The organism is Salinivibrio costicola subsp. alcaliphilus (genome assembly GCF_001996185.1).
In the GTDB taxonomy this organism is placed as follows: domain Bacteria; phylum Pseudomonadota; class Gammaproteobacteria; order Enterobacterales; family Vibrionaceae; genus Salinivibrio; species Salinivibrio costicola.
Window position 1 is genome coordinate 1 of sequence record NZ_MUFR01000036.1, and the last position, 12,854, is coordinate 12,854.

A 12,854-nucleotide genomic window follows, 5' to 3' on the forward strand; every position below is an offset into this window, starting at 1 on the left:
TTACTGTGACTCTTCCTGAGATCGCAGGGTCTTTGACGTCTCGTATTAACGATAACTTTCAGATGTTCAATCATGCATCTTCAAGTTAATTGGGTATAAGGCATACCTAAAAAGGAATCCATCATGGCATTAAGCGATGCTGCAAAAAAAGTTCAGGAAGCTCTGCTCGCGCGTGGGATCGAAACCCCAATGACAACAGCATCAAAGATGTCTTCTGAAGAACGAAAAGAAAAAATCGAGTTTCACATGCGTGAAATTCTGCAGTCGATCGACTTGGATCTTACCGATGATAGTTTGGCAGAAACACCAGCGCGTATTGCCAAAATGTATGTCGATGAGATTTTTTCCGGACTCGATTACTCACAGTTTCCCAAAGTAACCATGATTGATAATAAAATGGGATGTGATGAGATGGTTCGGGTAAAAGATATTTCTGTGACTAGCACCTGTGAGCATCACCTTGTAACCATTGACGGTCGTGCGACTGTGGCGTATCTGCCCGACAATAAAGTGGTTGGCTTGTCTAAGATTAATCGCATTGTACGATTTTTTGCCCAGCGTCCGCAGGTCCAGGAGCGGTTGACTCGTCAAATTTTAGTCGCGTTACAAACGCTGCTAGAGACCGACAATGTCGCGGTGCGTATCGAAGCGACACACTATTGCGTCAAATCACGCGGGGTGATGGACGCGAACAGTGAAACGACCACAACGGCGTTAGGGGGCCAGTTTAAGAAAAATGCAGCGACACGCGCTGAGTTCTTGCACGGTATCCAATAATAAAAGCGCCAGATGGCGCTTTTATTCGCACTGCTTAGCTTTTATTTGCACTGCTTGGCTTTTATTCGCGCTGCTTAGCTAGTATGTGAAGCGCTCAGCGATTATTCGAACTGCCTAGCGATGTCATGGAACTGGCGTACTTTATCGCGAAGTTGGCTGCTTGCCTCTGAGACATCGTTTACTTCATTGAGGTTCTGCTGAGAAACGGACTCAATGCTATGTATGTCGCGACTAATGTCAGTAAATGTCTCTAGTTGCGCTTGCGCGGAATGATGCGTCTCATTCGTTCTTCCCACCACATCTTCGATGGCCGTCGCAACAGCATGTAAGCTTGAAATACTGTTAGACGTGGTATCAACACACTGCTGTGTTTGTTCATGGCTTTCATGGATCTGAGTTTGCCAATGTGCAATCGTGTTGTGCATCTCTTGTATTGACGCTTGAATTTGTTCGGTTGCACTTTGAGTGCGGCTGGAAAGTGCACGCACTTCATCGGCGACAACGGCGAACCCGCGACCCTGCTCACCGGCTCGTGCTGCTTCAATGGCCGCGTTTAACGCGAGCAAATTGGTTTGCTCAGCAATGCCACTGATTTCACTCATCGATTCGGTCACGCGTTCAGCGGTAGCCGATAGCTGTTGGGTTGCCGTGAGCGAGTGTTCAGATTGCTGGGAAAGCGCTTTTAATTGTTCCCCGGTCTGTTGTAACCAGGATTCAGTTTCTTGGCTCTGCTGCTGCACAGACTGAAGCAGTTCAACGCTTTGTTGCGCATTGTCAGATACCTTATTCGCCGATTCCGAGGCATGGTCAATATTGCTAGCAATCGACGAAATCTGATCGCTTTGCTTGTTAATCGCATCGGAGACGCGTTTCGACAAGGCGCTTAATTCGTCCGAAAACTGGTTCAACGACAGGGAAGCATCGAGCATACGACCCAGAATGGTGCGAATTCGGGCATTAAGTAGCTTAACCTTATAATCAACGACCGAACTTAGCCCTGTGCCCGAATAAATATAGCGACTAATACTGTCGTAGTCCGTTTGAAAGCGGCGGCTAAGCGTAGGCAGGGTAAAAAGCTCATCGCGAAAAATCGTCCCCAGTATCAATGGCATCGCAATGGCGCCGGCAATATCCCATCCGGAAATCACGCGATCAAAGATCAGGGAAATGGGCGCGGCGGCTAAACCGATTGCCATTAAACCCCGTTTTACGCCTGTGGGCAGGTCTGCAATCGAAAAGTGTTTAAGCGATTTCCCTGCTTTTTCTGCCGCACAGAGCTTTTGGTAAACCTGTGCCGCGCGATGCTTCACGGCGGGATCAGGCTTAACACGTACGGACTGATAGCCCATGACTTGGCCCCGATCATAAATCGGCGTAACATACGCATCGACCCAATAATAATCACCGTTTTTACAGCGGTTTTTGACAATTCCCCGCCACGGTTGATTGGCCTTAAGGTTACGCCACATATCCGCGAACGCCGCTTTCGGCATATCGGCATGACGAATAATATTATGGGGTGCCCCGGTCAGCTCATTGTCTTCATAACCCGCAATACGAATGAATTCCGGATTACAATAAGTAATGACGCCGCGCTTATCAGTGGTCGAGACGAGGCGTTCATCGTCACCAAATACAACTTCATTATTACTCATAGGGTTTATCTTTTTGGTCACAGTTCATAAAAAACCTGGTTGGTTTTAGTGTAGCGGCTATGGCTTGTTATTAATTGTTTTGTTAATAAATTGTTTAAATACAAATGCCACTAACAAAAAAAGGGCCTAGCGGCCCTTTGTTTCATTTTTAAGACAGCGACGCTTAGTCTAAAACCTTTGCGATCGCAGTGCAAAGTGGCACCATGTTAGTGTGCGTCATACCCGCAACATTAAGCCGACCGGAACCGACAATGTAGACACCATGATCAGCCTTTAATGCATTCACTTGATCCTTATTCAGCCCTGAGAACGAGAACATACCGTTTTGTTGCTCAATAAAGCTAAAATCACGTGAGACGCCTTGCGCTTTGAGTGTTTTGACAAATTCCGTGCGCATGGCTTTAATGCGGTCTCGCATCGTGGCCAATTCTTGTAACCATTCAGCCTTGAGCGTTGGGTCATTAAGAATCGTCGTCACCACCGCTGCGCCATGGGCAGGTGGGTTAGAGTAAATCACTCGGGCGATACTTTTAACTTGGCTAAAGGCGGTGACCGCTTCTTGCTCTTGACGCCCGACCAGTGTGAAGGCACCAACGCGTTCGTTATATAAGCCAAAGTTTTTCGAGAATGAGCTTGCGATCAGCAGCTCTGGGCAGACGTTAGCGAAAATACGCAGACCGACTGCGTCTTCTTCTACGCCTTTGGCAAAGCCTTGATATGCAAAGTCAAACATAGGCAGTAAGCCTTTACGTTGGCAGAGATCTGCCAAGGTTTGCCATTCTTGCTCGGTCGGATCGATACCGGTTGGGTTATGACAGCAGCCGTGGAGTAGCACGACATCGCCCGCTGCCGCTTTCTCGAGATCAGCGACCATCGCTGAAAAATCTTTGTCATTTTTGGCCGGATCATAATAGCTGTATTCCGCGAGAGTTAAACCTGCCGCGGTAAACACGCCTTTATGGTTAGCCCAAGTTGGGTTACTGATCCAAATGGTGACATCGCCTAGGTGGCGTTTAATAAATTCACCTGCTAAGCGAAGGGCGCCGGTGCCGCCGGGAGAATGTGCGGTTTGTGCGCGTTTGTCTTTAATGACATCCGCATGCTCACCAAAAAGTAATTGCTGAACGGCAAGGCCATATTCGGCGGTGCCTGGAATGCTCAAATAAGATTTGCTGGTTTCTTTATCGAGTAGTAGTGCCTCGGCTTTTTTTACTGAGGTTAAAACGGGCGTTTCGCCGTGCTCGTTTTTATAGACCCCGACCCCGAGGTTAATCTTATCTTCACGTGGATCCGCTTTAAATTCTTCAGTTAGCCCTAGGATAGGATCAGCAGGTGCCGCAGAGATTTTCTCAAACATTGGTGTCGTCCATGGTTATGATGAATGAAAGCTAAATGCAAATAAAAGGCTGCAACCTGCAGCCTTTGGATAAGTGTATCTATTTAGAAACTGGCATTGCGTGGTGAGCGAGGGAATGGGATCACGTCACGAATGTTGCTCATTCCCGTCACGTATGAAACCAGACGTTCGAAGCCCAGACCGAAACCAGAGTGAGGGACAGTGCCATAACGGCGAAGATCGCGGTACCACCAGAAATCTTCTTTTTCTAGACCCATTTCTTCAAGGCGTTGGTCGAGCACATCTAGGCGCTCTTCACGCTGAGAGCCGCCGATGATTTCGCCGATACCCGGTGCGAGTACGTCCATCGCAGCAACGGTCTTACCGTCATCGTTCATACGCATATAGAACGCTTTAATGTCTTTCGGGTAGTTTTTTACCACAACCGGTGCATTAAAGTGCTCTTCTGCCAGGTAACGCTCATGCTCAGAGGCTAAATCAATGCCCCACTCAACGGGGAATTCAAAAGTTTGGCCGCTGTTTTGCAAAATAGTGACCGCATCGGTGTAATCCACTTGCGCAAAGTCGGCGTTGACGAATTTCTCCAAACGAGTCAGGACATCTTTATTGATCCGCTGTTCAAAGAACTGCATGTCATCTTTGCGCTCATCCAACACGGCCTTGAAGACATATTTCAACATGGCTTCTGCAAGCTCGGCAGAGTCATCAAGATCGGCAAACGCCACTTCTGGCTCAACCATCCAGAACTCAGCCAAGTGACGGCTAGTATTGGAGTTTTCTGCACGGAAGGTGGGACCAAACGTATACACTTTACTGAGTGCACAGGCGTAAGTTTCGGCATTTAACTGACCCGATACGGTCAAGAACGCTTCTTTGCCAAAAAAGTCTTGATCGTAATCGACTTCGCCTTGTTCGGTTTTTGGCACGTTGGCCATGTCTAGGGTAGACACCCGGAACATTTCCCCCGCACCTTCACAATCCGACGCTGTGATCAGCGGTGCAGACATCCAGTAATAGCCTTGCTCATGGAAAAAGCGATGAATGGCTTGTGAGAGCGTATGACGTACACGTGCAACGGCACCAATTACGTTTGAACGTGGGCGGAGATGCGCCACTTCACGCAAGTACTCAATCGAATGGCGCGTTTTCGCCATTGGATACGTGTCTGGATCGTCAACCCAGCCAACGACCTTCACTGCCGTTGCCTGAAGCTCATAGGCTTGACCTTTTCCGGGCGATTCAACAACCTTACCCGTGACCTCAACGGAGCAGCCTGCGGTCAGGCGCAGAACGTCTTGCTGATAATTATCCAGCTCATTAGGGACCACGGCCTGAATAGGGTCAAAACAAGAACCATCGTAAATGGCAAGAAAAGAAATACCGGCTTTGGAATCTCGGCGTGACCGGACCCATCCACGCACAGTCACTTCAGTGTCGACTGCCGCCTTGCCGCGCAGGACGTCTACTACAGGCGCGTATGTCATAATTCGCTTTTATCTCCGTTTAGGTAATGCGGCCAACGGGGTGTGACCGCATCAGTGATTTTGCAAGTTAGACTAGCAAGTTTACCTGTATCCTGTATAGCTTCAAGGTTTGAGCGTGTCTGAGAGCTGAAATTGGCCAATTAACCCTTCAAGTTGTTCAACCAGCTGCTCGAGATTTGCACTAATCGCTTTCACCTCATTAGCATTGGTTGCGGTATCGTTGGCGTGACTTTGAATACGACCCACTTGAGCGAGCAAGGCATCGGTCATTTGCGCCTGGTGATCACTTTGTTTGCTGATGTCATTGGCGTTGTCATTGACCGTTCTAACTTGGTCGGCGATATTACCCAAAGCGGTAGAAAGTTCCATCACGGTTTCTGCACGTTGATTAGCACTTTCACTGGTCGCTTCAACCGCCTGCGCAGAGGCTTCACTGCCTGCACACAAGTTTTCAATGATGGTTTGGATTTCACCAGTGGCATCATGGCTACGACTGGCAAGGTTGCGTACTTCGTCGGCAACCACCGCAAATCCTCGGCCTTGCTCTCCGGCTCGAGCAGCTTCAATGGCGGCATTCAACGCCAATAAGTTAGTTTGCTCGGCAATTTCCCGGATCACGCTGAGGATCGTCGTTACTTGCTGGCTTTGTTGATTAACATCCAATATTTGTGTGCGTACTTGGCCAATATCAGCCACCAACTTACGAATGTCATTGGCCGCGACATTCGCCAGATCACTGCCCTGATTGGCACTGCCTGCGGCAGATTCACTCAATTGCGCCGCTTCTTGAGTACGATTTTGAATGTCGTGTTGATGCTGCTGCACATCATCGATGGCTGAAGACATGTCATTGGTTTCGTGACGTTGGCTATCAGCTAATTGATCGGTATGGCTTGAGACACGGATCAGATTCATGGCCTCAGCAGACAGGGTTTCTGAGGTGCGCTGAACTTGTTGCAGGCTGGCAGCAAAGTTATCAAGCAACTGGTCGCAACTATTGCACAGTTCACCAATCTCGTCGTCACGGGTATTGTTGAGGCGCTCGGAAAGATTTTTGTCGTGGCTGGTGCGTTTCATAAAGGCAGAGACGCGCTTAAGCGGGGAGACTACCCAGCGGCGAATCACAGTGAGTGAGATTAAAAATCCAATCACAGCGATGCTGCCCATGATCCCAGCGGTAATTAACATTTCTCTATCGATAGTGCTATACAAAGGCTCAAGATCATACTCGAGCCGGATAACACCGAGTACGGTGCCTTCCTCTGCTACGTGGCATTGCAGACAATTGGTACCGCGATAATCGCTGCTCGCTTTCATCGGCAGGGCGACCACCAATCCTTTTCCCGCATCAGCATCAAAGGTTTCGACAATGGTTTCACCTTTGAGGGCACGTTGGTCAATGGCATCCTGAGCAGATTGCTCAGGATTTCCTGGGCCAAAAAAGCGGGTAATTGCCTCTCCACGGATCACGCGAGCGTCGTCGATGCCTTTGTGTGACAGCATTTTCTCTCGCAACGTATTACGCTGACTGATGGTGCCGGTGAGCATCAGCATATTAAGGCTATCAAAGTAGTTGGACGCTTTATCTAAGGTTTGCTCGCTGACAATCGATGTCATCAAGGCTTTTTGTTGATGCGACTGATAGGCCAGCGAGGTGGCGAGCACAAGAGCGAAAACAAGAAAAAGAGCAAGAAGAATTTTGCTCGCAAGGGTCATACGCATGAGTCAACCATTTGTTATTAATTTATAGAGTTATCAGTTCTAGCCTGTAGCGGCTATGTTAAACCGAGAGCGCACTTGTGGCGGTATCCTCATATAAAATGTGTGATTTCATCGACGTAAATCGTCCCAATAATGAGATGGAAACCCGTATTGCGAGGCATTCTGGCCGCACAGACTAACGGGTGTGCTCGGATGAATGCGTTTGAGTCGGCCAGCGAATTTAAGTAGCATGCGGCCTCTTGTTGTTGTTGGAATGAAGTAAAATGACCACTGAGTTGTTTAAAGAATTTACCTTTGAGGCGGCACACCATTTACCGAATGTGCCAGAAGGCCATAAATGTGGGCGTTTACATGGGCATTCATTTACGGTGCGTTTGTATGTAGAAGGCGACGTTGATCCGTATACGGGGTGGGTGATCGACTTTGCCGAAATAAAAGCGGCTTTCAAACCGATTTATCAGCGCCTGGATCACTACTATCTCAATGACATTGAAGGGCTAGAAAATCCAACCAGTGAAGTGCTAGCACACTGGATTTGGCAACAGGTAAAACCGAATCTGCCTCTGTTAAGTCAGGTCATGGTGAAAGAAACTTGTACCGCAGGTTGCACTTATCGAGGTGAGTAACGAAACTCGACGTGAGTAACAATACTCGAGGTAAATAAGAAGCAGTCGAGAGAAATAAAAAACGCCGAGTAGCAGTGCCTAACTTTATGAGGTTACTTTAGTACTCGGCGTTTTTTGTCGCTTTTTCGACGTGTGCTTTGCTCCATGACGGCGCGATTTATCTTGTCACCGTCATCGTCACTTAGGCGATATTCAAATACTTGTGTGTTTGCACGGATAAACGCCAGCCGCGCGCAATGCAGGTGTCGATGCAAAGTTTGGTTGCACGTGGCTTTTGGCTTACCGGCTGCAGCGCAATGGTTGCACTAGGAGAGGCTGGGCAGGTCTCAAGCAGAATCTCTAGTTGTGTAATGTCCTTTTCTGTCCCCACCGGATGTTTTATCTCATTGGCTCGCGCCATCGCACTGGCGAGAACGGGCAATTTACCGCGCATATTGATTTTGGGCGACACCGTTACCCAGGTGGCTTGGCTCGCATAGACCGTATAGGTGCCACTGGTTTCAATTTGGCATTGGCATCCAGCCTCTTCTAAGGCTTCCGTTAAAGGTACCAAATCATAAAGACAGGGTTCGCCCCCGGTAATCACGATATGCTTAGCGTGATAGCGTTGCGTGATTTCAGTGACGATATCTTCGGCTCCTAGCCAGCACCAAGTCGGTGAATCCTCTGACTTATCAATAATAAAGATCTTATCTTGCTGATCCTTATCATCCGTTTCCCAGGTTTGCTTAGTATCGCACCAGGCACATCCTACTGGACATCCTTGCAAGCGGACAAAAACCGACGGAACCCCTGTGAAGGTGCCTTCGCCCTGGATCGTTTCAAATATCTCGTTGACTCGGTACATGGTGATTAATAGCGATAGAATATGAGCTCCGCATTATGCCAACGAATAAGTTTGAGATCTTGTTTTTTAGCCCGCGATTAGAGGATGAACAGCGTTACTGTTTAGACAGGTTTTGTGAGTTTGTACGCGATTTCAAAGATACAAAGTGACAAATGTCACGTGCTAGCGGCCAATTGCTTCACAATTAGTTCGCGAAGTAAAAAAATTCACCTAAATAGGCGGTGTCAGGGTTTATCGCCACAGCCACGTAGTAATAGGAAAGGGCATGATTATTGGGCAGCCGGGACATATCGATCATATTAAGCGCAAAAATGCGGGCACGATTTATAACTTAATCGACCGTTTTGAGCCTATTTCGCGGATCGAACTCTCGAAACGCAGCCAACTGGCGCCTGCCAGTATCACCAAAATTGTGCGCGAACTGATGGACGCTCACCTTGTAAAAGAGGCGCCGATCCAAGAAACGAGCATGCGCGGGCGTCCAGCTGTAGGGCTTATGCTGGATAACGAAGGCTGGCAATTTTTGTCCATGCGTCTAGGAAGAGGTTATCTCACTCTGGCGCTGCATTCGCTAAGCAGTGAAATTTTGATTCAAGAACGGCATGAATTAACGGTGGTGGCGCAAAGTGCATTACTCACTACCGTGGTCGATCATGTCAATGCGTTTTTCTCTCGTCACCAACAAACGGTGGATCGTGTCACCAGTATTGCGATTTCGCTACCGGGCTTGGTAAATAGTGCCCAAGGCACCGTGATTCAAATGCCGCACTTCGAGGTCGACCATATGCCTCTAGGGCCTGTATTACATCGTGAGACCGGTTTACCGGTATTTGTGGGGAACGACACCCGTTCTTGGGCACTAGCGGAAAAGTTGTTTGGTAACGCGAAAGAAGCAGACAGCGCCGTTCTGGTCGCGGTTCACAGCGGCGTTGGGGCCGGTATTGTGCTCGAGGGCAAAGTGCTTCAAGGGCGGATCGGTAACGTTGGCGAGTTAGGTCATATTCAAATTAAGCCCTTTGGTAAGCGGTGTTTTTGCGGTAATTATGGCTGTTTGGAAACGGTCGCAAGCCTGTCCGCGATCTATGAGCAGGTGGAGACATTGCTCAATGAAGGGCATCCGAGTTGCTTGCACGACCAACCCCTCACGATAGAGGCTATATGCGATGCAGCGGTGTCAGGCGATGGTTTGGCCCACCAAGTGATCACCGAGCTGGGGCATCACTTGGGAACCGCCATAGCGATTGTGGTGAATTTATTTAACCCAGAAAAAATATTATTTGGTGGCGAATTCAATCGCGCTAAATCGGTCTTGTATCCTGCGATCATGGAATGTTTAAAAACGCAGACGATTCCGCTGTATAGCAAGTACCTAGTCTTGGAAGAAAGCTATTTCTATACCCAAGCGACGATGCCTGGAGCGGCGATGGTAAAGCAGGCGATGTACGATGGCAATTTGCTGATGAAAGTGCTGGAGGGCTAATCGTTGCCTTGGTTGACAATTAAAAAGCGGTTAAAGAAAAAGCAGGTGTTGATGCACCTGCTTTTTTTTGATCTTGGCTAAGGGCGTTGGTTAGCTGTTTTTACGCTCTTCACCCAAGCATGCCGCCGCGGTAAATACTACGTCGGTTGAGCTATTCAGGCCCGTTTCGGCAGAGTCTTGTAAAACACCGATAGTAAAGCCAATCCCAACCACTTGCATGGCAATCTCTTGTGGAATACCAAACAAATTACACGCGAGTGGGATCAACAATAGGGAGCCGCCAGCAACCCCCGACGCGCCGCACGCGGATACCGCGGCCACCACACTCAACAGCACAGCCGTGGCGATATCCACTTGGATACCGAGTGTATGAACAGCAGCCAGGGTTAATACGGTAATGGTGATCGCCGCGCCTCCCATATTGATGGTGGCACCGAGTGGGATAGAGACAGAATAAGTATCTTCATCCAAATCAAGGCGGCGGCATAGCTGCATATTCACTGGAATGTTGGCTGCAGAGCTACGGGTGAAGAAAGCGGTGAGACCGCTCTCACGCAGGCAGCGAAAAACAAGGGGATAGGGGTTTTGACGCGTTTTGATATACACAATCAGCGGATTTACCACCAAGGCGATGGTTGCCATACTGCCGAGTAGCACCCCCAAAAGGTGTAAATACCCCATCAAAGCATCAAAGCCACTTTTCGCTAACGTGCTTGCTACTAAGCCAAAAATACCCAAAGGCGCAAACCGGATCACAAAGCGGACGATCATCGATACCCCCTCGGATACATCCGAGAAGACACGTTTGGTTTCGTTCGACGCATGATGAAGAGCAATACCTAAGCCAATCGCCCAAGCCAAAATACCAATATAGTTACCACTCATCAACGCGTTAACAGGGTTGTCAACGATATTGAAAAGTAGCGTACTTAATACCTGGCTAATGCCCTCTGGCGGCGTAATGCTAGCATCCGTTGCGGCAAACTCGAGGGTAGTCGGGAACAAAAAACTCATGGTCACCGCGGTCAATGAAGCCGCAAGGGTGCCGATAAGATAAAGCCCAATAATGGGGCGCATGTTGGCCCGTTGGCCTTGTTTCTGGTTGGCAATGGACGCTGCCACTAAAACGAAAACCAAAATGGGTGCGACGGCCTTCAATGCGCTGACAAAAAGTTGTCCGAGCAATCCGGCTGTGCCAGCAAGCTCGGGGGATAGATAGGCTAAAACACCACCGGCAAGAATACCGATGAGTATTTGAAGTACCAGCGAGTTACCTCGACTGACACTGGCGAGTTGTGTTTGACTCATGTGACTCTCACTTCACTGTGTTTATTATCAATGGCTGTTAATGAATCGTTAGAAGTGACGAATTAAACCAGTTAAATTCACCCTATGTAAAGGGAAAATTGTTACTTTGAACTAGTTAGGTAGGACTGAAGTGGCGAGTTATGATTAATGAGAGGTTTATTTAGTGTAATTATTCTGTTATCGCTGCAGAATAAATGGTGATAATTCTAGGTCTAGCCGAGCAAATACGTGGATTTAGGCGGCCATCTAGCATAAAAAAAGGCGACCATAGCGGTCGCCGAAGGATAACAACTAGCACAGAAATTTTTAGTAAATCGCATGTCCCACGGTATTGAGCAACTTACTCACGCCTTTTGTGAAGTAGAGAGGGGCATCTGCAATGGTATAGCAAAGGCAACCTTCTTTTGTGTATGGCGTATGATGGTGACGGCTATCGAGTAAAATAAAGTCACCTGGCACATACTGACCACTTTCATCTTCAAAGGTACCGTCCAACAAAAGGGTTAACTCATAGCCCTTGTGAGTGTGCGCAGGCACTGAACCGCCTTCATCGATATGAAGAAAACTGGCTCGCGTTGCCCCTTCGTCAAGATTAAGTCGCGCACGTTGAACTTTACCAAAGGATGCCCAATTTGAATCGCCGAATCGTCGCAGTGCCCGAGGTAAGGCATATGTTTTTTCACCGACAGTAATTTGTGTTGCGCGCGCTTCGGGTTGTTCCGCCCCAGATTGCGTCAACGCATCGGTATCGTTGGCAGCCGCTTGTTCAAAAATGGCGGATAGCATTTCATCTTCAGCGTTGTGATCCCATTCATTTACCATTAACGCTTCGTCGCCGACTGTTTCTTGAGCAAACGCCACTGATGCAAGCCTTTCTTCTGCAGTAGCCACGTAAGCTTGGCACTCCTGGCAAAGTTCAACATGAGCAGACAACGCAATCGCCATCGAAGTCGGCAATTTGCCAGCAGCAAAAGCATCCAGTAAATCGGTCGATGGGTGATACTTAATCATTGTTTTACCTCCAGGTGATTGCGAAGCTTTTCTAGACCTAAACGCAATCGGGACTTGACGGTGCCCAATGGCACATTTAATTGTTCTGACAACTCTTGATGAGTCAATTGCTTGAGATAAACCCCTCTAACCACCTGCTGCTGGACCGCGGGTAACTCGTCAATAAAACTGAGAAGCTCTTGGTCCATCATGTACTGAGCACCGGAATCTGTTTCGTTGTCCTGTTGCCCTGACTCGAGAATGGGCCAGATATCATCGCTAAAATTGTCTTCGCGATTCGATTGCACCTTGCGGAGCATATCGAAGCTTAAGTTACGCATGATAGTGAATACCCATGTCGTCGCCGCGCCTTTGTCAGAATTATACAAGTGGGCTTTGCGCCATACCACTAGCATGGTTTCTTGTACTAATTCCATTGCTTGGCCGTCAGCTCTTAAATGTTTTGAACCATAAGCGCGTATCTTAGGGCCAAAAAATCGGAACAAACGTTCGAACGCTATGCGGTCGCGGTCTTCTGCAACTTTTGCTAATAATTCAGACAACTCTTCCTTCGTCACGTCAGTCATGTTGGCACGCGTGTCCCGTCT

Annotated in this window: 11 protein-coding genes; 3 read left to right on the top strand and 8 right to left on the bottom strand. The window is 48.4% G+C overall.

What is annotated here, in order from left to right; translation table 11 throughout:
* Nucleotides 1-120 precede the first annotated feature (120 nt).
* Nucleotides 121-777: a GTP cyclohydrolase I FolE gene (folE, locus tag BZJ21_RS12015; RefSeq protein ID WP_033379171.1), complete on the top strand. Its 657-nt coding sequence runs from the start codon at nucleotides 121-123 to the stop codon at nucleotides 775-777.
* A 101-nt stretch (nucleotides 778-878) separates the two neighbouring features.
* Here folE and BZJ21_RS12020 read toward each other — a convergent pair whose 3' ends face one another.
* The 4 genes from BZJ21_RS12020 to BZJ21_RS12035 form a co-directional block, all read right to left on the bottom strand.
* A complete protein-coding gene (locus BZJ21_RS12020) occupies nucleotides 879-2,432 on the bottom strand; it encodes a methyl-accepting chemotaxis protein (protein WP_021022788.1) in 1,554 nt (517 codons plus the stop codon).
* A gap of 163 nt (nucleotides 2,433-2,595) precedes the next feature.
* Entirely contained in the window at nucleotides 2,596-3,789 is a 1,194-nt protein-coding gene (locus BZJ21_RS12025) for an amino acid aminotransferase (protein ID WP_077669897.1), read from the bottom strand.
* Between the two features lie 83 nt (nucleotides 3,790-3,872).
* Entirely contained in the window at nucleotides 3,873-5,273 is a 1,401-nt protein-coding gene (gene asnS, locus BZJ21_RS12030) for an asparagine--tRNA ligase (protein ID WP_021022790.1), read from the bottom strand.
* Nucleotides 5,274-5,375: 102 nt separating this feature from the next.
* Nucleotides 5,376-6,995, bottom strand: a complete 1,620-nt coding sequence (locus tag BZJ21_RS12035; protein WP_077576541.1) for a methyl-accepting chemotaxis protein — start codon at nucleotides 6,993-6,995, stop codon at nucleotides 5,376-5,378.
* A gap of 263 nt (nucleotides 6,996-7,258) precedes the next feature.
* Between BZJ21_RS12035 and queD the strand changes: the two genes are divergently transcribed.
* On the top strand, nucleotides 7,259-7,621 hold the full coding sequence (queD, locus tag BZJ21_RS12040) for a 6-carboxytetrahydropterin synthase QueD (RefSeq protein ID WP_021022792.1): 363 nt from the start codon (nucleotides 7,259-7,261) through the stop codon (nucleotides 7,619-7,621).
* Nucleotides 7,622-7,802: 181 nt separating this feature from the next.
* Here the strand turns inward: queD and queE are convergent, their stop codons facing one another.
* Nucleotides 7,803-8,468, bottom strand: coding sequence for a 7-carboxy-7-deazaguanine synthase QueE (queE, locus tag BZJ21_RS12045; RefSeq protein ID WP_077669898.1), 666 nt, complete (start codon nucleotides 8,466-8,468; stop codon nucleotides 7,803-7,805).
* Nucleotides 8,469-8,733: 265 nt separating this feature from the next.
* On the opposite strand from queE, the gene mlc reads away from it, so the two are divergent.
* Nucleotides 8,734-9,948 (top strand): sugar metabolism global transcriptional regulator Mlc, encoded by a 1,215-nt coding sequence (gene mlc / locus BZJ21_RS12050; RefSeq protein ID WP_021022794.1) that lies wholly within the window; start codon nucleotides 8,734-8,736, stop codon nucleotides 9,946-9,948.
* 90 nt (nucleotides 9,949-10,038) lie between these two features.
* Here mlc and sstT read toward each other — a convergent pair whose 3' ends face one another.
* The 3 genes from sstT to BZJ21_RS12065 form a co-directional block, all read right to left on the bottom strand.
* Nucleotides 10,039-11,256 (bottom strand): serine/threonine transporter SstT, encoded by a 1,218-nt coding sequence (gene sstT, locus BZJ21_RS12055; RefSeq protein ID WP_028569616.1) that lies wholly within the window; start codon nucleotides 11,254-11,256, stop codon nucleotides 10,039-10,041.
* A 306-nt stretch (nucleotides 11,257-11,562) separates the two neighbouring features.
* Nucleotides 11,563-12,267, bottom strand: a complete 705-nt coding sequence (locus tag BZJ21_RS12060; RefSeq protein WP_077669899.1) for a ChrR family anti-sigma-E factor — start codon at nucleotides 12,265-12,267, stop codon at nucleotides 11,563-11,565.
* The gene (locus tag BZJ21_RS12065) at nucleotides 12,264-12,833 is read right to left on the bottom strand and encodes a sigma-70 family RNA polymerase sigma factor (RefSeq protein ID WP_101494590.1); all 570 of its coding nucleotides are present in this window, start codon (nucleotides 12,831-12,833) and stop codon (nucleotides 12,264-12,266) included. Before BZJ21_RS12065 ends, BZJ21_RS12060 begins: the two co-directional genes overlap by 4 nt.
* Between the last annotated feature and the right edge of the window lie 21 nt (nucleotides 12,834-12,854).

Excerpts from the sequence above, each read along its gene's own strand:
- BZJ21_RS12020 (WP_021022788.1), bottom strand. The coding sequence starts at position 2,432 with ATGAGTAATAATGAAGTTGTATTTGGTGACGATGAACGCCTCGTCTCG.
- BZJ21_RS12025 (WP_077669897.1), bottom strand. The coding sequence starts at position 3,789 with ATGTTTGAGAAAATCTCTGCGGCACCTGCTGATCCTATCCTAGGGCTA.
- asnS (WP_021022790.1), bottom strand. The coding sequence starts at position 5,273 with ATGACATACGCGCCTGTAGTAGACGTCCTGCGCGGCAAGGCGGCAGTC.
- BZJ21_RS12035 (WP_077576541.1), bottom strand. The coding sequence starts at position 6,995 with ATGCGTATGACCCTTGCGAGCAAAATTCTTCTTGCTCTTTTTCTTGTT.
- queD (WP_021022792.1), top strand. The coding sequence starts at position 7,259 with ATGACCACTGAGTTGTTTAAAGAATTTACCTTTGAGGCGGCACACCAT.
- queE (WP_077669898.1), bottom strand. The coding sequence starts at position 8,468 with ATGTACCGAGTCAACGAGATATTTGAAACGATCCAGGGCGAAGGCACC.
- mlc (WP_021022794.1), top strand. The coding sequence starts at position 8,734 with ATGATTATTGGGCAGCCGGGACATATCGATCATATTAAGCGCAAAAAT.
- sstT (WP_028569616.1), bottom strand. The coding sequence starts at position 11,256 with ATGAGTCAAACACAACTCGCCAGTGTCAGTCGAGGTAACTCGCTGGTA.
- BZJ21_RS12060 (WP_077669899.1), bottom strand. The coding sequence starts at position 12,267 with ATGATTAAGTATCACCCATCGACCGATTTACTGGATGCTTTTGCTGCT.
- BZJ21_RS12065 (WP_101494590.1), bottom strand. The coding sequence starts at position 12,833 with ATGACTGACGTGACGAAGGAAGAGTTGTCTGAATTATTAGCAAAAGTT.